The sequence below is a fragment of the Mesorhizobium sp. GbtcB19 genome, from assembly GCF_019091085.1.
Lineage (GTDB): Bacteria > Pseudomonadota > Alphaproteobacteria > Rhizobiales > Rhizobiaceae > Mesorhizobium.
The window spans coordinates 82,848-107,459 of record NZ_JAGXJY010000005.1 but is presented as its reverse complement, the minus strand read 5'-3'; the positions used below and the strand labels follow the sequence as shown (position 1 = coordinate 107,459).

The 24,612-nt window shown below is 64.3% G+C and carries 26 protein-coding genes and 1 riboswitch; of the genes, 14 read left to right on the top strand and 12 right to left on the bottom strand.

Going from position 1 to position 24,612, the window contains the following annotated elements; translation table 11 throughout:
• Window positions 1–16: 16 nt before the first annotated feature.
• Window positions 17–784, bottom strand: a complete 768-nt coding sequence (gene gloB / locus KVT37_RS11425) for a hydroxyacylglutathione hydrolase (protein WP_217572798.1) — start codon at window positions 782–784, stop codon at window positions 17–19.
• A gap of 201 nt (window positions 785–985) precedes the next feature.
• On the opposite strand from gloB, the gene KVT37_RS11420 reads away from it, so the two are divergent.
• The 3 genes from KVT37_RS11420 (at window position 986) to KVT37_RS11410 (ending at window position 4,543) form a co-directional block, all read left to right on the top strand.
• A complete protein-coding gene (locus tag KVT37_RS11420) occupies window positions 986–1,747 on the top strand; it encodes a class I SAM-dependent methyltransferase (RefSeq protein WP_217572796.1) in 762 nt (253 codons plus the stop codon).
• Window positions 1,748–1,859: 112 nt separating this feature from the next.
• Entirely contained in the window at window positions 1,860–3,689 is a 1,830-nt protein-coding gene (locus KVT37_RS11415; protein WP_217572794.1) for an ABC transporter ATP-binding protein/permease, read from the top strand.
• 53 nt (window positions 3,690–3,742) lie between these two features.
• Entirely contained in the window at window positions 3,743–4,543 is an 801-nt protein-coding gene (locus tag KVT37_RS11410) for a DUF1194 domain-containing protein (protein ID WP_217572792.1), read from the top strand.
• A gap of 9 nt (window positions 4,544–4,552) precedes the next feature.
• Here the strand turns inward: KVT37_RS11410 and KVT37_RS11405 are convergent, their stop codons facing one another.
• The 3 genes from KVT37_RS11405 to KVT37_RS11395 all read right to left on the bottom strand — a co-directional run bounded on the left by KVT37_RS11405 (window position 4,553) and on the right by KVT37_RS11395 (window position 7,527).
• Window positions 4,553–5,482, bottom strand: a complete 930-nt coding sequence (locus KVT37_RS11405; RefSeq protein WP_217572790.1) for a glycosyltransferase family 2 protein — start codon at window positions 5,480–5,482, stop codon at window positions 4,553–4,555.
• 261 nt (window positions 5,483–5,743) lie between these two features.
• A complete protein-coding gene (metW, locus tag KVT37_RS11400) occupies window positions 5,744–6,361 on the bottom strand; it encodes a methionine biosynthesis protein MetW (protein WP_135871003.1) in 618 nt (205 codons plus the stop codon).
• Complete coding sequence (locus tag KVT37_RS11395) at window positions 6,358–7,527, bottom strand: homoserine O-acetyltransferase (RefSeq protein ID WP_217572789.1); 1,170 nt, start codon at window positions 7,525–7,527, stop codon at window positions 6,358–6,360. Before KVT37_RS11395 ends, metW begins: the two co-directional genes overlap by 4 nt.
• Before the next feature lie 95 nt (window positions 7,528–7,622).
• Window positions 7,623–7,700: riboswitch (SAM riboswitch) on the bottom strand.
• A 147-nt stretch (window positions 7,701–7,847) separates the two neighbouring features.
• Between KVT37_RS11395 and hisC the strand changes: the two genes are divergently transcribed.
• Window positions 7,848–8,951: a histidinol-phosphate transaminase gene (gene hisC, locus KVT37_RS11390; protein ID WP_217572787.1), complete on the top strand. Its 1,104-nt coding sequence runs from the start codon at window positions 7,848–7,850 to the stop codon at window positions 8,949–8,951.
• Between the two features lie 6 nt (window positions 8,952–8,957).
• Window positions 8,958–9,893, top strand: a complete 936-nt coding sequence (locus KVT37_RS11385; RefSeq protein WP_217572785.1) for a prephenate/arogenate dehydrogenase family protein — start codon at window positions 8,958–8,960, stop codon at window positions 9,891–9,893.
• A 287-nt stretch (window positions 9,894–10,180) separates the two neighbouring features.
• On the opposite strand, the gene KVT37_RS11380 is transcribed toward KVT37_RS11385, so the two are convergent.
• Together KVT37_RS11380 and KVT37_RS11375 are read right to left on the bottom strand one after the other, a co-directional pair.
• Window positions 10,181–11,116: a sugar kinase gene (locus KVT37_RS11380; RefSeq protein ID WP_217572783.1), complete on the bottom strand. Its 936-nt coding sequence runs from the start codon at window positions 11,114–11,116 to the stop codon at window positions 10,181–10,183.
• Window positions 11,117–11,123: 7 nt separating this feature from the next.
• Window positions 11,124–12,122: a DUF2125 domain-containing protein gene (locus tag KVT37_RS11375; protein WP_217572781.1), complete on the bottom strand. Its 999-nt coding sequence runs from the start codon at window positions 12,120–12,122 to the stop codon at window positions 11,124–11,126.
• Between the two features lie 112 nt (window positions 12,123–12,234).
• Between KVT37_RS11375 and KVT37_RS11370 the strand changes: the two genes are divergently transcribed.
• The 3 genes from KVT37_RS11370 (at window position 12,235) to KVT37_RS11360 (ending at window position 14,720) form a co-directional block, all read left to right on the top strand.
• Window positions 12,235–12,756 carry a gamma-glutamylcyclotransferase gene (locus KVT37_RS11370; protein WP_217572778.1) on the top strand — a complete coding sequence of 174 codons (522 nt, stop codon included), beginning with the start codon at window positions 12,235–12,237 and terminating at the stop codon, window positions 12,754–12,756.
• Between the two features lie 173 nt (window positions 12,757–12,929).
• Window positions 12,930–13,877 (top strand): aldo/keto reductase, encoded by a 948-nt coding sequence (locus tag KVT37_RS11365; RefSeq protein ID WP_217572775.1) that lies wholly within the window; start codon window positions 12,930–12,932, stop codon window positions 13,875–13,877.
• A gap of 225 nt (window positions 13,878–14,102) precedes the next feature.
• The gene (locus KVT37_RS11360) at window positions 14,103–14,720 is read left to right on the top strand and encodes a LysE family translocator (protein ID WP_217572773.1); all 618 of its coding nucleotides are present in this window, start codon (window positions 14,103–14,105) and stop codon (window positions 14,718–14,720) included.
• A 57-nt stretch (window positions 14,721–14,777) separates the two neighbouring features.
• On the opposite strand, the gene KVT37_RS11355 is transcribed toward KVT37_RS11360, so the two are convergent.
• Both KVT37_RS11355 and KVT37_RS11350 read right to left on the bottom strand, forming a co-directional pair.
• On the bottom strand, window positions 14,778–15,572 hold the full coding sequence (locus KVT37_RS11355; RefSeq protein ID WP_217572771.1) for a 1-acyl-sn-glycerol-3-phosphate acyltransferase: 795 nt from the start codon (window positions 15,570–15,572) through the stop codon (window positions 14,778–14,780).
• Window positions 15,573–15,738: 166 nt separating this feature from the next.
• The gene (locus KVT37_RS11350; RefSeq protein ID WP_217572769.1) at window positions 15,739–16,641 is read right to left on the bottom strand and encodes a LysR family transcriptional regulator; all 903 of its coding nucleotides are present in this window, start codon (window positions 16,639–16,641) and stop codon (window positions 15,739–15,741) included.
• Between the two features lie 100 nt (window positions 16,642–16,741).
• Here KVT37_RS11350 and KVT37_RS11345 point away from each other — a divergent pair, with 100 nt between their 5' ends.
• Together KVT37_RS11345 and KVT37_RS11340 are read left to right on the top strand one after the other, a co-directional pair.
• Window positions 16,742–17,293, top strand: a complete 552-nt coding sequence (locus KVT37_RS11345) for a carboxymuconolactone decarboxylase family protein (protein ID WP_217573276.1) — start codon at window positions 16,742–16,744, stop codon at window positions 17,291–17,293.
• Window positions 17,294–17,325: 32 nt separating this feature from the next.
• On the top strand, window positions 17,326–17,952 hold the full coding sequence (locus tag KVT37_RS11340) for a pyridoxamine 5'-phosphate oxidase family protein (RefSeq protein ID WP_217573274.1): 627 nt from the start codon (window positions 17,326–17,328) through the stop codon (window positions 17,950–17,952).
• Between the two features lie 97 nt (window positions 17,953–18,049).
• On the opposite strand, the gene KVT37_RS11335 is transcribed toward KVT37_RS11340, so the two are convergent.
• From KVT37_RS11335 to ftsE, 3 genes are all read right to left on the bottom strand, one after another.
• Complete coding sequence (locus tag KVT37_RS11335; protein WP_217572767.1) at window positions 18,050–18,778, bottom strand: YdcF family protein; 729 nt, start codon at window positions 18,776–18,778, stop codon at window positions 18,050–18,052.
• 158 nt (window positions 18,779–18,936) lie between these two features.
• A complete protein-coding gene (locus KVT37_RS11330) occupies window positions 18,937–19,929 on the bottom strand; it encodes an ABC transporter permease (protein ID WP_217572765.1) in 993 nt (330 codons plus the stop codon).
• Window positions 19,922–20,581, bottom strand: a complete 660-nt coding sequence (ftsE, locus tag KVT37_RS11325; protein ID WP_217572763.1) for a cell division ATP-binding protein FtsE — start codon at window positions 20,579–20,581, stop codon at window positions 19,922–19,924. The genes KVT37_RS11330 and ftsE overlap by 8 nt, the downstream gene beginning before the upstream one ends.
• Before the next feature lie 180 nt (window positions 20,582–20,761).
• Between ftsE and KVT37_RS11320 the strand changes: the two genes are divergently transcribed.
• The 3 genes from KVT37_RS11320 (at window position 20,762) to KVT37_RS11310 (ending at window position 22,597) form a co-directional block, all read left to right on the top strand.
• Window positions 20,762–21,406 (top strand): hypothetical protein, encoded by a 645-nt coding sequence (locus KVT37_RS11320; RefSeq protein ID WP_217572761.1) that lies wholly within the window; start codon window positions 20,762–20,764, stop codon window positions 21,404–21,406.
• 178 nt (window positions 21,407–21,584) lie between these two features.
• On the top strand, window positions 21,585–22,127 hold the full coding sequence (hpt, locus tag KVT37_RS11315) for a hypoxanthine phosphoribosyltransferase (RefSeq protein ID WP_027167478.1): 543 nt from the start codon (window positions 21,585–21,587) through the stop codon (window positions 22,125–22,127).
• A 101-nt stretch (window positions 22,128–22,228) separates the two neighbouring features.
• A complete protein-coding gene (locus KVT37_RS11310) occupies window positions 22,229–22,597 on the top strand; it encodes a response regulator (protein ID WP_217572759.1) in 369 nt (122 codons plus the stop codon).
• Here the strand turns inward: KVT37_RS11310 and KVT37_RS11305 are convergent.
• Window positions 22,580–23,533 carry a DMT family transporter gene (locus tag KVT37_RS11305; RefSeq protein WP_217572757.1) on the bottom strand — a complete coding sequence of 318 codons (954 nt, stop codon included), beginning with the start codon at window positions 23,531–23,533 and terminating at the stop codon, window positions 22,580–22,582. The genes KVT37_RS11310 and KVT37_RS11305 overlap by 18 nt on opposite strands.
• A gap of 188 nt (window positions 23,534–23,721) precedes the next feature.
• On the opposite strand from KVT37_RS11305, the gene KVT37_RS11300 reads away from it, so the two are divergent.
• A complete protein-coding gene (locus KVT37_RS11300) occupies window positions 23,722–24,606 on the top strand; it encodes a LysR family transcriptional regulator (RefSeq protein ID WP_217572755.1) in 885 nt (294 codons plus the stop codon).
• Window positions 24,607–24,612 lie beyond the last annotated feature (6 nt).

Below are 24,612 nucleotides of genomic sequence, written 5' to 3'. Positions count from 1 at the left end.
TCGTAAATGCGGGGAGTTAGAAATTATCCTTGCGCTTGCGGATCTCGGCGAACACCTCGGCGTCCGAGGCTTTCTCCATGCCGAGATGCTTGCGGATCGCCGGGTCGTGCCAGCGCAGGAACGGGTTGGTCGACAATTCCTCGCCGAGGGTCGTCGGCAGCGTCGGCTTGTTGTCGGCGCGCAGCGCCTCGATCCTTGCCGCGCGCTGCTTCAGGGCCGGATTGCTCGGGTCCACCGTCACCGCGAAGCGCGCATTGGCCAAAGTGTATTCGTGACCGCAATAGATGACGGTTTCGGCCGGCAGCGCCGCCAGCTTCTTCAGCGATTCATACATCACCGGCGGCTTGCCTTCGAACAGGCGGCCACAACCCAGCGCAAAAAGCGTGTCGGCTGTGAAGGCCACCTTCGAGGCCGGCAGATGGTAGGAGACATGGCCGGCGGTATGGCCGGGCGTCTCGATGACCTCGATCCGTTCCTCGCCAAGGCGCACGACAGAGCCCTGTTTCACCGTTTCGTCGATGCCGGGTATCTTGGCCTTCTCGGCCTCCGGGCCGACGATGCGCAGCTTGAAGCGTTCCTTCAGCGCCAGATTGGCTTCGACATGATCGGCGTGATGGTGCGTGGTGAGGATCAGCGTCGGCGTCCAGCCGGTGCGCTTGATCGCCGCCAGGATCGGCGCCTCTTCCGGCGCGTCGATGATCGCCGTCTCACCGCTTTTGGGGTCGTGAACCAGCACGCCGAAATTGTCGGTGCGGCACATGAACTGCTCGATTTCGACCGGCATCGGCATCTCTCCATCAGAGCGCCGTGCGTCCAGTCGGACGCACAAAGGACGCTCTAAAACCTTTTATCTGCTGCATCGTGCTTTCCGAAATCGAAACCGATTTCGGGCCGATGCAGGAGTCGCCGCAGACATAGGGCGCTTGAGCGCCGATGTCATCGGCCTTTGTTGAACTTGGGCCCCTTCGCAGCTACCGTCCCGCGCATGCATTCGGATATCGTCGACCTGCGCTCCTTCTACTCGACCACGCTCGGACGTCTGGCAGAGCGTTCGATCACCATGGCGCTGTCGTCGATTTGGGCAGCCGTGCCAAACGAGCGGCTGATCGGTCTCGGCTACACTCTGCCTTGGCTGGAACGCTTCGGCGCCGATGCCGAGCGCGTCTTCGCCTTCATGCCGGCAACGCAAGGCGCTGTCGTGTGGCCGGCGTCGGGACCGACGGCGACGGCGCTGGTCTTCGACGAGGAATTGCCGCTGGTCGATTCCTGCATCGACCGCATGCTCCTGGTGCATTCGCTCGAACATGCCGAAAACCCGCGCGAGACGCTGAACGAGATCTGGCGCGTGCTGTCGCCGGCCGGTCGCGTCGTGATCGTCGTGCCCAACCGGCGCGGCGTCTGGGCGCGCTTCGAGCACACGCCTTTCGGCAGCGGCCGGCCGTTCTCGCGCGGCCAGTTGACCGAATTGCTGCGCGAGGCGAATTTCACCCCGGCGACATGGGGCGATGCGCTGTTCTTCCCGCCGTCGCCGCGACGTTTCATGATGCGGTTCCATAATGTGCTGGAGCGGGCCGGCCGGCGGTTCTGGCCGATCTTTTCCGGCGTCATCGTCGTCGAGGCGCAAAAAAGGCTCTACCAGGGCGTGCCCGTCGCGCAGCGCGCCTCGCGCCGCGTCTTCGTGCCGGTCTTCTCGCCGCAGGGCGCGACACGGCTTGGCCGGCGGTCGACGCCGCGCCCGGCCAAGTGACGCGTTCGTGATCGTGGCCGCGCCTTGCATCGCGCGGCGATCGTCACCCTATCTGAGGCGTGCCCGCTCAGCGCGGCACTCGTGACCGCCGCGGAAATCAGGAATATCCTTTATGGACGACGAGATCGATAAGAAGCCGGCCCCGCAAAAGGCCGCGGTCACGGTCGAGGCAAGCAGCCTCGCCGACCAGGTGGCGACCATCAGGCAAGGGCTGAAGTCCTCGCCGGTGCGCCGGCAGCTTGCCTGGGTCTCGATCGGGATCGTCGCGGTCATCGTCGGCACCTCGATCGGACAGGTTCTGCTCAACCGCTGGAACCAGCCTTTCTACGATGCGCTGGCGCGGCGCGACATGGCGGACTTCCTGCACCAGCTTGTCGTCTTTGCGATGATCGCCGGTGGGCTTCTGGTGCTCAATATCGGCCAGACCTGGCTCAACCAGATGATCCGTTTGCGGTTGCGCGAGGCGCTGACGCTGGACCTGATCGATCAATGGATGCGTCCGGCGCGCGCCTTTCGGCTGGCCAATGCCGGCGCCATCGGGGTCAATCCCGACCAGCGCATGCAGCAGGATGCCGCCCATTTGTCGGACCTGTCGACGGATCTCGGCGTCGGCCTGCTGCAGTCCTTCATCCTGCTGGTCTCCTTCATCGGCGTGCTGTGGGAATTGTCCTCGGGCTTCGTGTTCCACATCGGCGGCTATTCGCTGGCGATACCGGGCTACATGGTCTGGGCCGCGTTCCTCTATGCCGGCATAGCCTCGTGGCTGAGCTGGCTGGTCGGGCGCCCGTTGATCAACCTCAACAGCGAACGCTACACCCGCGAGGCCGAGCTGCGCTCCTCGATGGTGCGGGTCAACGAGAATGTCGACGCGATCGCGCTCTACCACGGCGAGCCCGACGCCCGGCGCCGGCTCGAGCTTGACCTCGGCACGGTGCTGGTCGCCATGCGGCGCATCTTTACCGCGCAGATCAACCTGTCCTGGGTGACCGACACCTATGGCTGGATAACGGTCGTGGCGCCCATCCTGGTGGCTTCGCCGGTCTACTTTTCCGGCGACATCAGCTTCGGCGGGCTGATGATGGCGGTGGGCGCCTTCAACCAGGTCCATTCGTCGCTGCGCTGGTTCATCAACAACATCGGCAGCATCGCCGACTGGCGCGCCACGCTGATGCGCGTGGCGGACTTCCGCATCGCGCTTACCGAAACCGACGCGCTGCATGGAACCGAAAAACGCATTCAGTTCGGCGAAAACGCCAATGGCCGCCTGACCTTCGACAAGCTTCAGGTGTCCTCCCCGGAAGGCTGCACCAAGCTTGCCGAGGCGGAGGTCGAAATCCATGCCGGCGAGCGTGTCATGATCACCGGCGAGCCGGGCGCCGGCAAGACATTGTTCTTCCGCGCCATTGCCGGCCTGTGGCCATGGGGGAGCGGCCGGATCGGCCTGCCGGCCGGCGAGGCCCCGATCTTCGTGCCCCGTGTGCCGTATTTCCCGGCCGGCACGCTGCGCGAGGTTCTCGATCATCCGAACGGGGAGGCTCCGGCCAGCGACGCCGAAATCGCGGCGGCGCTGGCCGAGGTTGGCCTCGAGCGGCTGTCAGCCGCTGTCGACCATCCCGGGCGGTGGGAACGCGAGCTCAGCGATGACGAACAGCGGGCGCTGGCCTTTGCCAGGCTCGCCTTGCGCAAGCCGAAATGGGTGATCATCGACGAAGCCCTGGATGCGTTCGACGGCCCGTCGCTGCGGCGGGTGCTGGCGATGATGGAAAAGCGCCTGCCGGGAACCGCCATCCTCAACATCGGACGCGGCCTGCACAACACCCAGTTCTTCCCGCGCGCGCTGAGTATCGTGAAGGATACCGGAGCGCCGGCGTTGAAGCCCGCCCGTCTCCGCGCCGGGGCGATCGAGCCGCCACCCGTCACAGCCCGTCGAAAGAAGAAATAGCTTTATTTTCGCCGCGATCGCCGGGAAGATTCGCAAGTCCGTTCGAGGCTGCCATGCTTGCGATGTTCGGCCTGTTTGCCTGCCTTGCCTGCGCCGAGGCGGCGCCGTTGCCCACACCGTCCGACAGCGTGCCGGTGGATGTCGAACTCGTGCTTGCCGTCGACATCTCGCAGTCGATGGACGAGAACGAGTTCGCCCTGCAGCGCGCCGGCTATGTCGAAGCACTGCGCCATCCCGACTTCATCGACGCCGTGCGCTCGGGTCGAAACGGCCGCATTGCGCTCGCCTATTTCGAATGGGCGGGCGTCGTGCGCGACGACGGCGTCATCGCCTGGCAGATCATCGACGGCGAGGATAGCGCCAACGCTTTCGCCGACAGAATAGAAGCGCGGCCGTTCCGGAGCTTCCGCGGCACCTCGATTTCGGGCGCCCTCGGCTTCGGCGCCCGGCTCCTGGAGAGAACCGGCTTTTCGTCGCCGCGCCGCGTCATCGACATATCGGGCGACGGACCGAACAATATCGGGCCGCCGGTCGCCGCAATCCGCGATGCCGCCGTCGCCAAGGGTATCGTCATCAACGGCCTGCCGATTCTCATCAGCCCGTCGCCGAGCGTCAGCCGTCTCGACCGCTACTATGCCGACTGCGTGACCGGAGGACCCGGCTCCTTCGTGCTGCCGATCTACGCAGCGTCCGAATTCTCGATCGCCATCCGCCGCAAGCTGATCCAGGAGGTGAGCGGCCTCACCGACGCCGGATCCGTCCTCGTCCAGGATGCGGCGCCTGTTGATTGTCTGCTGGGCGAACGCCTTCGGCAGCGGTTTTCCGATCCTTATTTTCCGGAGCTCGACAGGTAGCAGTCCGTCTCAGACCGCGCGGGCGCCGTATTTGGCGCGGAACTCGTCATAGCAGTCGCGGCGCCAGCGCCGGCCGACGACATAGCCGCGCAGCAGCTGCGGCAGCGAATAACCGAGCGCCTTGGATGAGCGGTTGGCGAGATAGCCGGAAAAAGCCTGCTGAAGCCGGCCCTTCAAGGTATCGGCGATGATCTGGCGAGCGATCATATAGGGCGGAACGTCGGGATAACGGTCGGCGATATAGGGGTGCTTGTCGATCAGATTGGCATAGGCCGCGACATAACCGTCGCGGCGGCCGGAGATCGAATTCTCCGAATTGTACTTCTTCCAGTCGATGTCTTCGGATAGCTGGGCGCCGCCGCGGCGGGCGAAGCGCAGCAGAAGCTCGCGATCCTGCATGCGCGTGATGTCGCTGTCATAGCCGCCGATCGCAAGCAGCGACTCGTGCCGTGCGGTGATCGCCGAACCGGCAATGAAGATTGTCTGCGAGACCAAAGCGCGCTGCAGCGTGCTTTTGTCGAGAAAGGCCTCGCGGTTGATGCATTTGGTGCTGCGGCTGCCCTTCAGCGACAGGAAGGAGCTGATGAGGACTTCGAGCGAGGGATTTTGGTCGAAGCGCGCCAGCGTCCGCTCCAGCCGGTCGGGCAGATAGACATCGTCCGAATCGAGGAAAGTCACCACCGGCGCCCGCGCGCGCTCTATACCCGCATTGCGCGCGGCATTGGCGCCGCGCCATTTGGCGCCGACATAGATCAACCTTGGGTCGCGGATTTCGGCAAGCGCGGCGGCCGTCCCGTCCGTCGAGCCGTCGTCGACCACGATGTGCTCGAAGCGGGTAAGAGTCTGCGCCAGAACGCTTTCCACCGCGCGCACGACCTGGCTGCGCCGGTTGTGCGTCGGCGTGATCACCGTGATCAGCGGTGCGTCTTCGCGCGACACCGGGCTGCCGCTACCGGTCGGTTCTGGCGTTTGTCTGATGGGGCTGATGGCTATGGTCGTATCCCGCCTATGATTTGCGGACGACGCTACAAAAAAGCCACGTTTCTGTCACGCCGCGCTCACCGAGAAATGACCGGGCTGGCGGCTTTTCCGCAACATTGCGGTTTGATGGCAACACAATCGGCTTTGCTTTTGCCGAGCGGTCCGCTGGCCAGGGCCAAGGGCGAGAACCACACGCTGGTCGAGTATGCTCCGTTGGGTTCAGGCCCGTTTCAACAAAAACACCGCCTGCTGGCCGAAAAAGTTCCAGAACCACCAGGGCATCGACAGGCCGATCTTCTGGCCGTTGGCGTCGAGCGCGGTCGCCTTCTCCACCGTCGCGCCGAGTTCCTCGCATAGGTTGACGAAGTCGCGGATGGTGCAGAAGTGGATGTTGGGCGTGTCGTACCAGGAATAGGGCAGGTCCTTGGTGACCGGCATCCTGCCCTTGATCAGCAGCGAAAAGCGCACCCGCCAATGGCCGAAATTGGGGAAGGAGACGATGGCGCGGTTACCGATCCGAAGCAGCTCGTCGAGCACGACCTTCGGGTTGCGTGTCGCCTGCAGCGTCTGCGACAGCACGACGAAGTCGAAGCCCTTGTCGGCGTAGAATTTCAGATCCGTGTCGGCATCGCCCTGGATGACCGAAAGACCACGCGCCACGCATTCGTTGACGCCGCGCTGCGACAGTTCCAGCCCGCGGCCGTCGACCTGCTTGGTCTCCTGCAAAAGTTCCAGGAGCACGCCGTCGCCCGAGCCGACATCGAGGACGCGCGAATTCGCCGGGATAAGATCGGTGACGACGTCGAGGTCGACACGCTGGGCGCGATTGACGCTCATAGGCCGAGCCCCCTGGCGCGGGCGGCGGAAGCGATGAAGCCGTTGATCGCCGCGAACAATTCCGGCTCATCGAGCAGGAAGGCGTCGTGGCCGCGATCGGTCTCGATCTCGACGAAGGAGACGGAAGCGCCGGCCGCGTTCAAGGCATGCACGATCGAGCGGCTCTCCCCGGTCGGGAACAGCCAGTCGCTGGTGAAGGAAACCAGGCAGAAGCGCGTCCTGGTGCCGGCGAAGGCGTCGGCGAGGCGTCCGCCGTGATCGGCGGCCAGGTCGAAATAGTCCATCGCGCGGGTCAGATAGAGGTAGGAATTGGCGTCGAAGCGGTCGACGAAGGTCATGCCCTGGTGGCGCAGATAGCTTTCGATCTGGAAATCGGCATCGAAGCCGAAGGTCAGCGCCTCGCGGTCCTGCAGATTGCGGCCGAACTTGCGATGGAGCGCCGCTTCCGAAAGATAGGTGATGTGGGCGGCCATGCGCGCGACGGCGAGCCCTTTTTCCGGGCGTTTGCCGAAGTCGAGATATTTGCCGCCATGCCATTCCGGATCGGCCATGACGGCCTGCCGCCCGACCTCGTGGAAGGCGATGTTCTGCGAGGAATGGCGGGCGCCGGTGGCGATCGGCAGGGCGCAGAAGACGCGCTCCGAATGGCTGGCCGCCCATTCCAGCACCTGCATGCCGCCCATCGAGCCGCCAAGCACGCAAAACAGCTTTTCGATGCCCAAATGGTCGATCAGCATCGCCTGCGCGCGCACCATGTCGCGGATGGTGATGATCGGCAGGTCGAGCCCGTACGGCCTGCCAGTCGCCGGATTGGTCGAGGCCGGGCCGGTCGAGCCGAGGCAGCCGCCGACGACGTTGGAGCAGATGACGAAAAAGCGGTTGGTGTCGATGATCTTGCCGGGGCCGATCAGCACTTCCCACCAGCCGGGCTTGCCGGTCACCGGATTGGTATTGGCGACATGCTGGTCTCCGGTCAGCGCGTGGCAGACGAGAATGGCGTTGGAGCGCGCGTCGTTGAGCGTGCCGTAGGTCTGGTAGGCGATCTGGAACGGCGAGAGCAGTGAGCCGGCGTCGAGCTTCAGCGGCTTGTCGGGGCCGAACTGCAGCACCGGGCTCGACGGATGGTCGACCTCGTCCTTGGTTCTTGCAGCGCGCTGAGCGGCCATGTCCGTCCTCATCCTGTCCCGCATCGGTCTCGTCCCGATGCGGTGTCCGGCCGGCTGCGGACAACAAAAAACCGGCTTGCCGTCGCAAAGCCGGTTACAGGTTGCAAACGGCCCTTTAGCGAGTTGTTTAACGTGGCTGCAAGCCGACCGGCCAAATCACCACGGAAGTCTGGCAGTTCTTCTAGGACCACCGCCACCGTTCGTCAACGGGTAGCCTCCTTGCGGCCGGACGCAGGATGCCAGGCGCCGGCACTCGACATTCCAGCCCGCGGCTTGTATTTCCGCTGCGGCCTTGAAGGCTTTCTCGACGGATTTGTGACATGAAGCAGGATCAGCCCCGTCCGACGCCCCGCGCGGGCATCATGGACATCGAGGCCTATGTGCCGGGAAAAAGCACCGCGCCCGCCGGCGTGACGAAGGTCTACAAACTGTCGTCGAACGAAAATCCGCTCGGGCCCTCGCCGAAGGCGATCGAAGCCGCGCGCGAAGTGGCGGGAAAGCTCGACGTCTACCCTGACGGGACCGCCCGTCGGCTGCGCGAGGCGATCGCCGAGGTGCATGGGCTGAACCCGGCCAACATCATCTGCTCCAACGGTTCCGACGAGATACTGGGGCTGCTGGCGCAGACCTATCTCGCGCCGGGCGACGAGGCGGTGTTCACCGAGCACGCCTTCATGGTCTACAAGATCTACGTCCAGGCGGCCGGCGCCAAGCCGGTTGCGGTCAAGGAAACCGACGAACGCGCCGATGTCGACGCGATGCTGGCGGCCGTGACGCCGGCGACACGCATCGTCTTCCTCGCCAACCCCAACAATCCGACCGGCACCTACCTGCCGTTCAGCGAGGTGCGCCGCCTGCATGCCGGCCTGCCGAAGAACGTGCTTCTGGTGCTCGATGCGGCTTACGCCGAATATGTGCGGCGCAACGACTATGAAGCCGGCATCGAGCTTGCCGGCAGCGCCGAGAACGTGGTGATGACCCGCACCTTCTCCAAGCTCGGCCTTGGCGGTGCCCGCGTCGGCTGGATGTACGGGCCGGCCCATATCGTCGATGCCATCAACAGGGTACGCGGTCCGTTCAACGTCAATGCCACGGCGATCGAGGCCGGTATCGCCTCGATCCGCGACCGTGCCCATGTCGAGCGCAGCGTGCAGCACAACGAGAAATGGCTGGGCTGGCTCAGCGAGCAGATGATCGGGCTCGGGCTGCGCGTGACGCCCAGCGTCGGCAATTTCCTTTTGATCCATTTCCCAGACGACAAGAAGCACTCGGCGGCGGCCGCGGACGATTTCCTCAGCCAGCGCGGCTATATCCTGCGCCGCGTCACCGGCTACGGCTTCCCCAATGCGCTGCGCATGAGCATCGGCACCGAAGAGGCCAATCGCGGCGTCGTCGATGCGCTGAAGACCTTCCTGAAAAGCTAGAACACTATGACATCACCGATGTTCGAGAAAATAGCGCTGGTCGGCATCGGCCTGATCGGCTCGTCGCTTGCCCGCGTCATCCGCCGCGAAGGTTTGGCGCGCCATATCGCCATCGCGACGCGCAGCGCCTCCACACTCAAGCGCGCCGAGGAGCTGGGCCTCGGCGATTCCTACACGACGGATGCCAGCGAAGCCGTGCGCGATGCGGGTCTCGTCATCGTCTCGGTGCCGGTCGGCTCGTCCGGCGAGGTCGCCGCCGAGATCGCGCCGGCGCTGAAGAAGGGCGCCATCCTCACCGATGTCGGCTCGACCAAGGCCTCCGTCATCGCGCAGATTGAGCCGTATGTGCCGGCAGGCGTCCACTTCATCCCCGGACATCCGCTGGCGGGCACGGAAAAGTCCGGCCCTGACGCGGGCTTTGCCGATCTCTTCGAGAACCGCTGGTGCATCTTCACGCCGCTGCCGGGCACCGATGCCGCCGCACTCGAGACGCTTTCGGAATTCTGGCGGCGCTGCGGCTCCAACATCGACACGATGGACCCGCAGCATCACGACATGACGCTCGCGATCGTTTCGCATCTGCCGCATATCATCGCCTACAACATCGTCGGCACGGCGGACGATCTGGAAGCGGTGACCAAGAGCGAAGTCATCAAATATTCCGCTTCCGGCTTCCGCGACTTCACGCGTCTCGCCGCCTCCGACCCGACCATGTGGCGGGACGTGTGCCTGCATAACAAGGACGCGATCCTGGAGATGCTGGCGCGGTTCTCTGAGGATCTCGCCTCGCTGCAGCGCGCGATCCGCTGGGGCGATGGCGAGAAGCTGTTCGACCTCTTCACCCGCACCCGCGCCATCCGCCGCTCGATCATCGAGGCCGGCCAGGACATCGACGTGCCGGATTTTGGCCGGCAGGCGGTCGAACACCCGGCCAAGCCCTAGTCTGCTGGAGATTGGCCGAAACACCCATCGCGATCGTCATCCACGGGCGGAGCAAGGAGCGAAGCGACGCGCGCAGACCCGAGGATCCATTCCGTGACTTCCGAGCAATGCCGCGGTGCAGAATTCTGCTCCGCCGCATTCCACGGCTCAGGTCACGGAATGGATTCCAGGGTCTCCGCGACGCCGCTTCGCGGCTGCTCCGCCCTGGAATGACGAGGCTGAGCGGCTTCGGCCAATCCCCAGCTTTTGTGGCGATTTCGCGGAAACAAGCGAGGTAATCTTGCGCGCTAGCCTTGTTCCGATGGCGGCCAGTGCGCCGCCATCATGGCCAGCGTTTCGGCCCGGTCCGGCGCGCCGAGGCGGCCGCCGAAGCGCATGCATTTGAGCGCGGCGGCGGCGCTGGCAAAGCGCAGGGCCTCTTCCATCGGCACGGCCTCGGCCAAGCCGACGGCGAAGGCGCCGTGGAAGACGTCGCCGGCGGCGAGCGTATCGACAGCCTTGACCTTCGGCGCCTCGACATGGCGCACGCGCCCCGTTGCCCGGTCGTGCCACCACGTGCCGGCCGCGCCGCCGGTCACCGCGACAAAGGCATCGGTGCGCGAGGCGAGGTCGGCGCAGGCGCTTTCCGGATCGAGCGCGTGGCCGCAGACGATGCGCGCCGCTGGCTCCGACGCAATGATGTGCGAGGCCAAGGGCAGCAGCCGCTCCAGCACCTCGACGGGTGCTGTGTCGGCATCCAGGATCGCCGGACGGCCGATCGACCTCGCCGCGCTCAAAGCGAGCGCCGCGGCGCCTGGCCAGCGAACGTCCACCAGCACGGCATCAAAGCCGGAAAGATCGGCGAGCGGCAGCGCCTCGGGATCGGCCTGCGCCTTCTTGTCGTAGAACGGCACGATGACGCGCTCGCCATGCGCGTCGATCAGGATGGCGGCCAAGGCCGATCGCGCACCGGCGACGCGGCGGATCAGGCTGCAGTCGATGCCTTCGGCCTCGATGTCGGCGATGAGCTGGTCGCCGACGACATCGTCGCCGGCGCTTGCCCACAGCGAGACTTCGGCGCCGAGGCGATGCGCGGCGCAGGCGGCGCTCGTTGCCATGCCGGAGGCGATCTGGACGCCGTCGCTGGCGATGAACTTGCCTTGGTGCGTGGGCAGCGTCTCGACGCGAAGGATGGTGTCGAGGGTGAAGGCGCCGACGCTGAGCAGTCTGACCGGCTTCGCCATCGCCGCGTTATTCCAACGGCTTGATCTTGCCGAGCGGGATGAAACCCAGCGAGGCCTTGCCCTTGACGATCTTCAGCGGCATCGACGGTTCCTTTCCAAGCATCGACAGGGCGGCAAAGCCCTGCTCGATTTCGCTTTTATGCTCCGGAACCGCGCCGGCAAGGATAGAAGCCACCGCTTTCGGATCCTTGAGCTTGATCATCAGATCCCCGTCGACCAGCCCTTCCGCGTCGACCGACACCGGTCCGGACACGGTAATGCGCGCCGTGCCGGACGACAGGTCGAGCTTGGCGATGTCGATCGACTGACCGCGCAGGCTCTTCGGGGGTGCGGCGACCAGCGCCACGCCGTTTTTCAGCGTCACGTCGCCGCTGCCGTCCAGCGCCGGCAGCACGCGTCCGTCGATTGCGTCCGCGTTGATCTCCAGATCGCCGAAGCTGCCGACATAGTTGATGTCCTGGCCGACCGGCTGCAACTGGCCGGCCGCCTTGCCGGCGCTGAACAACTGCATCGGATCGGTGTCATCCTGCGGATCGGTCTGACCGTTGAGCCCTTCGGCCTGCAGCGAAACGCTCCTCGGCAGCGGCCAGGACACTTTGACCTTCGCCTGCAACTGGTCCCAGTCGATCCAGAGCGGCGGCATGCCGGGCGCCATCGTCCTCAGCGGCCCGCGCAGGTCGGCGACAGGCGACAGAGGCGCGGTGATCCCGGCGACGGCATTCAAGCTGCCGGTGGAGGCGGCGACTTTGCGGACGTCGTCCTCATAGGCGATGTTGTCGCAGGAGACCGTGAAGCTCGTCGGATAGCCGCTGACGGTGAGGTTGGCGCAGCCGGCGGCGATGCCCTTGCTGCCCAGTCGCGCCACCGCCTGGTCGGCCTCGGTCTTGAGCCTGTCGGCGAGATAGAACCAGCCGCCGCTGTAGACGGCGAACAGCACGATAAGAAATGCGGCAAGCCACAACAGCCGGCGGCGAAGTCTGGGCGGTCGCTCGTCACTTGACGTCATGCTGCGGCTCTCGTTAACCCCGGCGTGCAGGCATTCACTCTCACGCAAACAAGCGGGGGAAGCACCTTGGCGGTGCGGTGTCGTTCACTCGAATGCGATCAGGCTTGGCGATATGGGCGATTTTTGGGTTTTTGGCTATGGGTCGCTGATCTGGCGACCCGGATTTGCCCATGTCGAGACGCGCCGCGCCCGGCTTTACGGATACAGGCGCTCGCTTTGCGTCTATTCCTTCGTGCATCGCGGCACGCGCGAACGGCCTGGCCTCGTGCTCGGCCTCGACCGGGGCGGCTCCTGCATCGGCCTGGCGTATCGTGTCCCGGGCAATTTGCGCGACGAGGTGCTTTCCTACCTGCGCGAGCGCGAGCTGGTGACCAGCGTCTATCTCGAGCGCATGCTCGATATCCGGCTGGATCGCGGCGACCCGGTCGAGGCGGTCGCCTACATCGTCGACCGGCAGCATGAGCAATATGCCGGCGGGCTCAATGCCGATCATGCCGCAAAGATCGTTCGCGGCGCCGTCGGCCAGTCAGGCCGGAACGAGGATTACGTGCTGAGCACGCTCGAGCATCTCGAGGCGCTCGGCATCCGCGATCACTGGCTGGAGGAGGTGGGCCGCCGGGTCTCGCCTTCGTGAGGGGCTTTTTGTTTACGCAATTCCGGACGCAAAACCGCGACGCACTTTTGCTGGAATTGCTCTGGTCCGATCAAAAAGCAAAACCATGCCTTTGACCTCAGCCGGGCTCGACCTAGCTTAGCGGCAACCCTTCCTAGGGCATCAGGCCCGTTCCAGCATCACGGAGATCAGTCTTGCAGAAACGCCGTCTCGGTCGCACCGACCTTTCCATCGCGCCTCTGGTTCTGGGCGGCAACGTCTTCGGCTGGACCGCCGACGAGAAAACCTCCTTCGATCTGCTCGACCGGTTCGTCGGGGCAGGCCTGAACGCCATCGATACAGCCGACGCCTATTCGCGCTGGGTGCCCGGCAACAAGGGCGGGGAATCGGAAACCATCATCGGCAACTGGATGAAGAGCCGCGGCAATCGCGACAAGGTCGTGATCATCACCAAGGTCGGTTCCGACATGGGCCAGGGCAAGAAGGACCTCTCCGCCGCCTATATCGAAAAGGCGGTCGACGCTTCACTGAAGCGGCTGCAGGTCGACGTCATCGACCTCTATCTGTCGCATTGGCCGGATCCGGCCACGCCTTACGAGGAAACGCTCGGCGCCTATCAGCGCCTGCTCGAAAAGGGCAAGATCCGCTATCCGGGCTGCTCCAATCTCGATGCCGGCCAGTTACGCGCCGCGCTCGACGTCGCCAGCCTGCGCAGCCTGCCGCGTTACGAGGTTCTGCAGCCTGAATACAATTTGTACGATCGTTCCTCGCTCGACGGACCGCTGCTCGACCTCTGCAAGGCAGAAGATCTCGGCGTCATCACCTATTTCAGCCTCGCCAAGGGTTTTCTGAGCGGCAAGTATCGCAGCAAAGCCGATCTCGGCCAAAGCGAGCGCGGCGAGGACGTGGCCGAGTATCTCAACGAGCGCGGCATGCGCATCCTGTCCGCGCTCGACGCACTGGCCGAGCGCCATTCGGCCAAGCAGGCGGAAGTGGCGCTGGCCTGGATCATCGCGCGGCCGGGCGTCACCGCACCGATCGCCAGCGCCACGACGCCGGCCCAGATGGACAGCCTGATCCGCGCAGCGTCGCTGAAGCTTTCGGCCGATGATATCGGGGCGCTCGACCGCGCCAGCGCCTAAGGCGTATTGATCTTCGGGTGAGGCCGGTCTGCAAATGCCGGCTTCCTGCGCTTCCGGTGCTCACGTACTCAAGTACGCTCCGCTCCGGTTCTCGGAAGCCACAATTTTCGACTCGGCCTGACCCGAATCTCAACACGCCTTAACGCAGTAGGCGTGCACGATCGTTCAAGACCAGCCGGCCAAATCCAGCATAAATCTTCCCGCGTCAGGGTAGGAGGATTTTGCATGGCAAGCGTTGCGGTTGAAACGCAGCCCTGGCAGCAATTGCTGGCGCTGGTTCTGGCGGCAACCGTCGTCATGGGCAGCCCGGGGCCATCGACCGTCAGTGTCACCGCCGTCGGAGCGGCGTTCGGCCTGCGTTCCTCGCTGGGTTACGCGTCAGGGCTTGTGCTTGGAACGATCGCCGTGCTCCTGGTCGTAGCCGCCGGGATTACCGGCATGCTCGCTTCGATACCCGGGTTGGCCATGGTGCTGGCGGTCCTTTCGGCCGCCTACATCCTTTATCTGGCTTTCAAGATTGCAACCGCGCCGCCATTGGCCGAGGGCGCAAGCATGGCGACGAAGCCCAATTTTCTCGGCGGCTTCATGCTCGCGGTCGCCAATCCGAAAGCCTATGTGGCGATCGCCGCGGTCTTCGCGGGTGCCGCGTCGCAAGCCGATGCACTGGGCGCTTTCACCAAACTCTTGGTGCTTGCCGCGATGATCGTCGCCATCCATGTCGTCTGGTTGCTCGCCGGAACGGCTTTCGCGCGCTTCCTGCGCCATCCGCTGGCGTCGCGGATCATCAACCTGGTGTTTGCCGTGACGCTGGTGCTGACGACCGCCTGGGCGGCGCTGCCCTAAAGCAATTCCAGGAAAAGTGTGTAGCGGTTTTCCGTCCGGAATTGCGTAAAAACAAAATCAACTCTTTGCCGTAACGCCGAGGTCGGCCAGCCGCTTCACCGCCGTCGGCGGCATGGGCGGCGGGTTCGGCGCCTGCGCTGCTTCGATGAGCATCTGGTCGCAGGCGGCTTCGGTGTCGCCGATCAGGCGCTGCATGAATTCGTCCTTGCCGAGACCGGGCGGGATCGGCGGTAGGAAGCGGGCCTTGATGGTGCCGGGATAGCGCAGGAATTTGCGGCGCGGCCAGTAGAGCCCGGCGACATGGGCGACCGGCACCACGGGCACGCCCAGTTGCGAATAGATCTCGACGATGCCGTATTTGTAGGACGGCTCGGCGCCCGGCGCGCGGCGCGTGCCTTCGGGATAGATGATGAGCTGGCGCGGATTGCGGTCCATCTCCTGCCTGGTCGCGGTGACCACCGCCTTCAGCGCCTTGGAGCGGCTGCCGCGGTCGACTGGGATCATGCGCATTTTCATGATGTACCAGCCGAAGAAGGGGATCCAGGTCAGCTCGCGCTTCAGGATGTAGAGCGCATCGTCGAGATAGGGGAAGAAGGCGATCGCATCCCAGAAGGATTGATGCTTCGGCGCCAGGATGAAGGACCCTTCCGGCAGGTTCTCGACACCGGTGATCTCGCTCTTCGTCGAGGCGATCTTGTCATAGAGCCACATCGAGGTGCGCGACCAGAATTTCGGCACGAACCAGGCGCGGTGGCGCGGCGACAGGAAATAGAAGGGCGTCCAGAAAATCATCTGGACGATCAGGCTGAGATAGAAGACGAGGTTGAACGCCAGCGAGCGGATGATGAGCATGCAAGGGGCCCGATAAGGAAGAGTGCGTTGGTTACACCAAGCGGCGGCAAAAAGGAAACGGCGCCGCGGTCGAACGCTCTGACCACTCTTGTTTGGCCGCAGTTCCGGACGGAGAGTTACGGCGAAGTCGCCGAACCTAACCGCGATGCACTTTTCCTGGAATTGCTTACAACGACCGCGCCAGCCGCTCCTTGAGGCGCGGCGCGGCGAAATCGAGGAAGGCGCGCAGTTTTACCGGCAGCCGGCCCTGGCCGGCATGAACGAGGCTGACCGGCCAGGGCGGCGGTTCGAACGGCTCCAGCACCACCCGTAGCGCACCGGCGCGCACGGCGGCATCGGCCTGGTACGAAAGCACTTTCGTCAGGCCGAGCCCGGCGATCGCGGCATCGATCGCCGCCTCGGCGGTGTTGACCTGGAGGCGCGAGCGGACCGGCACAACCGCCTCTGCCTTACCCGTTCCGAAACTCCATGTCGCGGGCGCGGCGAGACCTTCGAAGGTGATGCAGCTGTGGCCGGCAAGCTCCGGCGGTTTCTCCGGCGTGCCGTGTTTTGCAAGATAAGCGGGGCTGGCGCAGACGATCCGGCGGATCGAGCCGACGCGGATCGCGACCATGGCCGAATCCGGCAACTCGCCGATGCGCAGGGCAAGATCGATATGCTCCTCGATCAGTTGGGTGATCCGGTCCGACAAGGTCAGGCGGATATCCACCTGCGGATAGACGGCGAGAAAGTCGGTGATCACGGGCAGCACATGCAGCCGGCCGAAGACAACCGGCGCCGCGATGACCAGCTCGCCGGTCGGGCTCGAATATTCGCCGGCCGCGGTGCGCTCGGCTTCGCCCACCTCGTCGAGGATGCGGCGGCAGGCGGCCAGATAGGACTGGCCGGCATCGGTCAGCGTCAGGCGGCGCGTCGAGCGGTTGAGCAGGCGCGTCTTCAAATGCTTCTCCAGTTCGGAGAGCTTGCGGCTGACGGTCGCCAGCGGCACGCCTACGCGCCGCGCGGCAGCGGAAAGGCTGCCGGCCTCCACCGTGGCGACGAATAGGGACATGGCGTCGAGGCGGTCCACTCTTCCACCTTTTGGAAAGATCCCTTGCCAATCTGCCATCTACCGGCTCAATTTGGAAGAATGCATTTTGACTGCCATCACCGATCTGACAGGAGTTGACATGCCTCGTATCCGTACGCCCGAGACCATCCTTACCGCGCCCGACGCCTCGCAGCCTATGCTCAAGGCGGTCGAGAAACAGCTCGGTGTCGTGCCAAATCTGTTTAGGATGGTCTCCAATAGTCCGTCGGCATTGGAAGGTTATCTTGGTATGTCAGCGGCGCTGTCCAAAGGCCGGCTGCCGGCGCCAACGCGAGAGCGCATCGCACTGGCTGTCGCAGAGATCAATGAATGCAGCTACTGCCTTTCGGCCCACACTTATCTCGGTAAGAACCTAGCCCATTTGGACGACGCGGAGATGGTTGCCAACCGGGAAGGGAGTTCCGGCGACAGCAAGGCCGCGGCTGCTGTCCGCTTTGCAGCCAAGATCGCACGGGAGCGTGGCAATGTGGGTGACGCCGACCTCGAAGCGGTGAGGCAAGCCGGCTACGACGACGCGCAGATCGTAGAGATCGTCCAGCATGTCGCTCTCAACGTCTGGACAAACTACATCAACAAGGTTGCCGATACGGAGGTCGACTTCCCGGTCGTGCAATCCCGTCAGGCCGCCTGACGTCGTCAGGTTTCGGACCTCGGTTGGAGAACATTGCCATGAATGCCTTCACCAGCGACGTTGCCTTCACGCCGACCGTCAAGGCCATCCAATCCCGCAAGGGATCGCGCGACTCCTATGCGCGTGTCGAGCAGCGCGGCGGCTGGCGGGCAACGATCACGCAGGACCTCGCCGCCTTCATCGAGGCGCAGACCAGCGTGTTCCTGGCGACGGCCAATGCCGAAGGCCAACCCTATATCCAGCATCGCGGCGGGCCTGCCGGCTTCCTCAAGGTGCTCGATGAGCACACGATCGGCTTTGCCGATTTCTCCGGCAACCGGCAGTTCATCACCCAGGGCAATCTCGAGGACAACGACCAGGCCTTCCTGTTCCTGATCGATTACATGCTGCGGCAGCGCATCAAGATCTGGGGCAAAGCGCGTGTCGTCGAGGACGATTCCGAGCTGACGGCGAAGCTGATGCCGGCGGATTACAAGGCGCGACCGGAACAGGTAATCCTGTTCACGGTCTCGGCCTGGGATGCCAATTGTCCGCAGCATATTCCGCAGCGTTTCGAGGCGGCGGATGTCGCCGCGGCCCTTGCCGAGCGCGACCGGCGCATCGCCGGTCTGGAGCAGGAGATCGCGCGCCTGCGCAACAGCGCGCCGAGCGAAGCTTAGAGCGTTTCGCCGTTTCAGGGAAACGGCGAACCGCTCTATCTCTTTGTTTTGACGCAATTCCGGACGGAAAACCGCTCACACTTTTCCTGGAATTGCTCTAGTTTTTAGATACCGAAGAGGCTTGTGCCAGCGTCATGCCCTCGGGCGTCGTGCGAAGCGGCAGGAAGCCGCGCGCCAGCGACAGCACATATTTGCTGTATTCGGTCAGCAGCACGCGCAGCGCCTCCGGCTTGGTCAGCCAGTTGCCATTGCCGAGATTGGTGTTGACCACCGGATAGGGCTCGAGGTGCGCGCCATGCAGCAGCCGGCCCATCTCGAGCAGGCTGCGCGGCATGTGGTAATTGTTGGTCACGATGATGATGCTGCCATAGGCGTGGTTCTCCACCCATTTGGCGCTTTCCTCGGCATTGCCGATGGTGTCGAGCGCGGCGCGGTCGATGTCGACGCAGCAGGAGAAAAGCTGCTTGTCGCCGCCCATTGCCGCCTGCAACTGGCGTTTGGTGGCCGAGGGATGGACGCCGCTGATCAGCAGCCGTTCGCCTTTGCCTGAGGCAAGCAAGTCCATCGCCGCGTCGAGCCGCGACTGCCCGCCGGTGAGCACGATGATGGCATCGGCCTTGGCCGGATTGGTTGGGGTCGTCATATGGCTGACCTTGTCGGCGAACCAGCCGAAGCCGCCGGCAAAGAGCACCAGGACGGCAAGAACGACGAAACCGCAGACGCGAAGCGCCAGCCTCAGGCGACCAGGCCTGGCGGGCGAAGCGGCGTGCGCAAGCGCCACTGGCATCCGCCCAGCCGTCCCGGTCTGCTCCCGCACGTCCATCATCCCCAGGTTAATCCTGAAAACATCCCATGGTTAACTCCGAAATGCGGCCTTTGATAGGTAAGACGGGCGCACTTTGCGTTACGGCATTTGCCCGACCCGTGATCGTTGTCCGGTTTGTATATAACGCCTTGCGCCGCGTTTCGGTTGGAGCTCATGGGTCAGCCCGCATCCGGCTGGCGAACGTCGATGTCGCTGAGATAGGTAACGACGGTCACATGCGAGGTCGCGGCGGTCAGCGCGCCGATCACCAGCACCATCAGGCCGACGCCGAGATAGCCGGCGGAACCGATGGCGAAATTGCCGAACAACGCGGTCGCCTGGTCGGCCTCGGGTGTGGCCATGTTGCGCGACGACCACCAGGAAAAGATGATGAAGACGGCGATCGCAAGCGCGCCGCCGGCGGCGGCGCCCTTCATGCCGGTGACCAGGAAATGCCAGCGGAATTCGCGCGCGATGAAGCGTGCCTCGGCACCGACGAAATGCAGCACCTCGATGATATGGCCGTTGCCGGCCATGGCGCCGCGCGTGGCGAAGACCACGGTCAGCACGGTTGCCGACAGCATCAGCACCAGAACGGCGATGCCGATCGTCACCGTCGTGTGCGCCATGGCGACCAGGCGGTCGACCCAGGTGCGGTGATCGTCGAGCGCGGCGGTCGGAATCTTGGGCGTGATCGCGGCGCGTATGGCGGCAAAGTCGGGCGGGCTGGCCTCGTCGATGGTGACGATGATGAGGCGCGGCACCGGCAGCTCGTCGATGTTGAGGCCGCTGCCCAGCCATGGTTCCAGAAGCCGCGCGGTCGCATCGCGATCGATGATCTTGGTGCCCTTCACACCAGGGAACCCGCTGGCGATCTGCGAGGCCTGCGCAAGCGCCGCCTCCATGTCGAGGCCGTCGGCCGGCTTGATCTGGATCGTCGCCTCGCGCGAGATCTGGTTTTCCCAGACCGAGGCGGTATCGCGCACCAGCGTGACCGCGCCGAAGGTGAGGCAGGACAGGAAGGTCATGATGGCAATGACCAGCACCAGCGCCCGGCCGGCGATGTTCTGCGCCGGCACGATCGGCGCCGTTTTGCGCTGGACACGCCGGACCGTCACCGGCGCCTCGGCGTCGGCTTCCTCCTGGAGGTGATCGGCCGGAAGGTCAGTCATAGACGTCCAACCTTCCGCCGGCCAGAATCATGCGACGCGCGTCGACCTGCTCCATCAGGCCAAGGTCGTGGGTGGCGATCACCACGGCGGTGCCCAGCCGGTTGAGCTCGATGAACAATCTGAGCAGCCGCCGCGCCAGCGGCGGATCGACATTGCCGGTCGGCTCGTCGGCCAAAAGAATCTCCGGCTGTTCGATCAAGGCACGCGCGATCGCGGCGCGCTGCTTTTCGCCGCCCGACAGCACCGGCGGCAGCACATGCATGCGGTCGCCGAGGCCGACCCATTTCAGAAGCTCGGTGACATCGGTCCGGTAGCTTGCCTCCTCGCGCCCGCGCACGCGCAAGGGCAGCGCGACATTCTCGTAGGTCGTCATGTGGTCGAGCAGGCGGAAATCCTGGAACACCACGCCGATGCGGCGGCGCATGAGCGGCAATTCGCCGCGCGAAATGCGCGAGCGGTCCTTGCCGAAGATGGTGATCAGGCCGCGCGTCGGTTTCAGCGACATGAACAACAGGCGCAGCAAGGTCGTCTTGCCGGCGCCCGAGGGGCCGCTCAGGAATTGAAAGGAGCGCTCCGGAATGTGCAGGGAGATGTCGCGGAGGATTTCCGGACCCATGCCATAGCGGAGGCCGACATTTTCGAAGCGGATCACGTTCGGCGACCTGAAACTTTCGGCGGCGACGCGCCACAATCTACACTAACAGACCATCGGCCGGCATGGTTAACCGGCAGTTAATTTTTCAACGATCAGCGCTCGTCAGGGCCATTCCGGTGGGGAAGCGTTAACCAATTGCGTTTACGCAAAAGAAACGAAGACTCCACTGGTGCCGTAATGGCTGACGAGAGAACCGCGCGCCCTGTTTCCGGCGAAATCATGACCGGCACGGCAACGAATGCCGCGCCGGAGCGTGTCGTGTTCGATGCGGCCGACATCGTCGATGCCGACTATGTGGTGCTGCCGCGTTTTGCCGCGCATCCGGAGCCGACGACGCCCCCGCCGCAGATGCCTTCGACGCCATCGACTCCATCGATCGAAGGCATGGGCATGCTGCGCAAACCGGAGGCAGCCCCGTCGCGGCCCTCGCGGGGCGGCCCGATGTTCTGGATCGCCGGCGTCGGCATAGCGCTGGCCTCCTTCTGGGTGTCGGGAGGTCATGCGCTGGTCGGGCAGGGCCCGTTCCGGGTGAACGCTGAGCCTGCGAGCGCACTCACCATTTCCGGCGTGACGTCGCGCATCGACACGTCAGGCCTGAAGCCGGTTCTGTTCGTCGACGGCGAGGCAGCCAATGACGGGATGAGGTCGCAGGCGCTGCCGCCGCTCGAAATCCGCGTCACCGACAATGACAGCAACGTCATCCGCTACAGGCTGGGGACATCCAACCGCTCGCTGGCGCCCGGCGAAAGATTCGGCTTTTCGAGCCGCCTCGATGTGCCTAGAAACGGCGTCAGGACCGTCTCCGTAATCTTCGCCGGCTAGGTGTGTCGATATTCAGGTGAGGCCGGCCTGCGAACGACTGCTTCCTGCGCTTCGGTGCTCACGTACTTAAAGTACGCTCCGCTCCGGTTCTCGGAAACGATCGTTCTCGACTCGGCCTGACCTGAATCTCAACACACCTCAACCTTCCGGCGTTGCAGCTGATTTTGAAGGGTAAAAAATGCCAGTTGTGCGCGGCAAGGACATCGAGGTCCTGTTTTCGGCGTCGGCGATCGCGCGCCGCAATCTCGAGCTCGCCAAGGAAATCGCCGGGCGCGACTACCACGACCTGCTGGTGATCTCGATCCTCAAGGGCTCGTTCGTCTTCGCCGCCGATCTCATCCGTGCCATGCACGATGTCGGCCTGTCGCCGGAGGTCGAGTTCATCTTCATCTCCAGCTACGGCGCCGGCACCACCAGTGGCGAAGTCAGGGTGCTGCGCGACATCGACAATGAGGTCGCCGGCCGCGACGTGCTGTTGATCGACGACATACTGGAATCCGGCAAGACGCTTTCCTTTACCCGCGATCTGATGCTTTCGCGCGGCGCCAAGAGCTGCGCCATCGCGGTGCTGCTCGACAAGCGCATGCGCCGCCAGACTTCGCTCAACGCCGACTATGTCGGCTTCGACTGTCCGGATTATTTCGTCGTCGGCTATGGCATGGACGTCGCCCACGCATTCCGCGAGCTGCCTTTTGTCGGGGTGGTGAAGGGCGACGCCTGAAGCGGCGGCTAAAGCGCGTCGCGATCTTTCAGATTCCCGAAAAGCCGCCGATCGTTAGAATTTTCAGAAAACGTCAACGTTTCGGCGGCATCTATCTCGGCATGGCAAAGCTTCTGATCGTCGAGGACGATGAGTCCGTCCGCACCCTCGCCGCCCGCGCGCTGGAGCGCGACGGCCATAATGTCACCATCGCCGCCGACGGCGCGCATGGGCTGGACATGATCAGGCAGGCCGGCGGCTACGATCTGGTGGTGTCCGACATCCGCATGCCGGAGATGGACGGCATCGAGATGGCGACGGCGGCGGCCAAGGAGTTCCCGACGATGAAGATCATGCTGATGACCGGCTATGCCGACCAGCGCGAGCGCGCCGAGGAACTGAACGGCATCATCCTCGACGTGGTGCAGAAGCCGTTCACGCTCGCCGAGATACGCACCCGCGTCGGCAAGGTATTAAGCTGCTTCGCTTGAGACCGCGCCGGCCGCCGGCGTGGCGCTTCGCCGCCGCTCACCGTTGAGCGCAAGCAGGCCGGCGCCGATGATCAGCGCCGCGCCGAGCACCGTCGTCTCGCGCGGCACCTCTGCGAAGAACAGGAAACCCCACAGCGGCGACCATAGGATGCCGGTATATTCGAACGTGGCGACGCGGTTGGCCGGCGCCATGCGGTAGGCCTGCGACAACAGGATCATGCCGGCGGAAGCGACGACGCCGCAGGCGGCCATTTTCAGGAGATCCGGCATTGTCGGCCACACCCATGGCCGCACCAGGAAATCCACGCTCGGATGCGCCGCATGGGTGATGCCGGCAAGATGGAAGACGGTTGCGACCGCGATGGCGCCGCTGAGATAGGCGCCGTTCTGGTAGAAGGCCATTACCGTCGATGATTCGGTGTCGCCGATCCGGCGCGCCATCAATTGCGAGAAGCCGTAGAGGAAGGCCGAGCCCAGCGACAGCAGCGCCGCCCAGTCGAACACGCCGGCGCCCGGACGCACCATCACCACCACGCCGACCAGCCCGATCAGCACCGTCGCCAGCGTCTTCCATGAGACGCGCTCGCCGAGATAGGGGCCGGCCATCGCCATGATGAACAGCGGCGCCATGAAATAGAGCGCCACGGCGTCGGCCAGCGGCAAAGCGGCGATCGCCAGATAGTAGACCGTGTAGGAAGAGAACTGGATGAAGGCGCGCAGCGTCAGCATGCCGAATCGCTTCGACAGCACCGCCTTCAGGCCGACATCGGCCTGGACGATGACGATCAGGATCGGCAGCGCGACGATGGCGCGGATCGCCATCACCTCGGTCACCGGATAGCCGCCCGACACCGCCTTCACCAGCGGATCCTGCAGTGAAAAAACCAGCACGCCGAGGCAGAGGCTCAGAATACCAAGCACCATCCGGTTCTGCATCGTCGTTCCAGCGAAAAAGAGCCCGCTACCGTTTCGGGCAGCGGGCACGAGTGAGGACTCTTCGAATTGGTCCGCGGCCGATTTCGCGACCGCATATCCAATGGGTGTCACGACTATCCTGCGCTGTTTGACATGTTGCAAACGAATTGGAATGATGCCAGCAATCAGATTTTCTTATGGCGATTCCGATGAGACCAGTCCTCGACAGCGACCTGTTGCGTACCTTCGTAGCGGTGGCCGAAACCGGTAATTTCACCCGCGCGGCGGAGAAAGCCGGGCGCACCCAATCGGCCGTGTCGATGCAGATGAAGAAGCTGGAAGACATGGTCGGCGACAATCTGTTCGAGCGCGGCTCGCGCGGCGTGGCGCTGACACGTCGCGGCGGAGAACTGATCGCCAACGCTCGCCGGATCGTCTCGCTGCTGGACGAGACCGCGGCCTCGCTGGTGGCGCCGCCGCTCGGGGGGCTGGTGCGCATCGGCATTCCGGCCGAATATGGTCGTTCGATCCTGTCGCGGGCGCTGGGCGAATTCGCCAAGCGGCATCCGCGCGTCGAAGTCACGGTGCGCTACGCGCATTCGGATTCGCAGGTGAGGGCGCTCGCGGCCGGCGAGCTCGATCTTGCCGTGGTGTTCGAATGGGAAGGTTCTTCCGGCGGCGAGGTGCTGATGCACGACCCGACGGTGTGGGTGACCTCGACGCTGCATCACATGCATGAGGAGCGGCCGGTGCCGATCGCGCTTTACAGCCGCAACGGCTGGTGCCGCGACTTCGCCATCAAGTCGCTGCAGCAGCGCGGCCTCGACTACCGCGTCGCCTACACCAGTGACACCAATGGCGGGCTGACGCTCGCGGTCACGTCCGGCCTGGCGATCGCGCCGATCTCGCGCAGCAACATCCCGCCCGATTGCCGCGAACTGACGAGCGCCGACGGTTTCGGCGACATCGATTCCTCAAATGTCGTGCTGCATCGCAATCCGCTGGCGACCGGCGAAGCGATCGACGGCATGGAGAACGCCATCCGCGAGGCGTTCATGCTGACCAGGCAGGCGGGCGCGACAGCCGGTCTTTGAATAAGC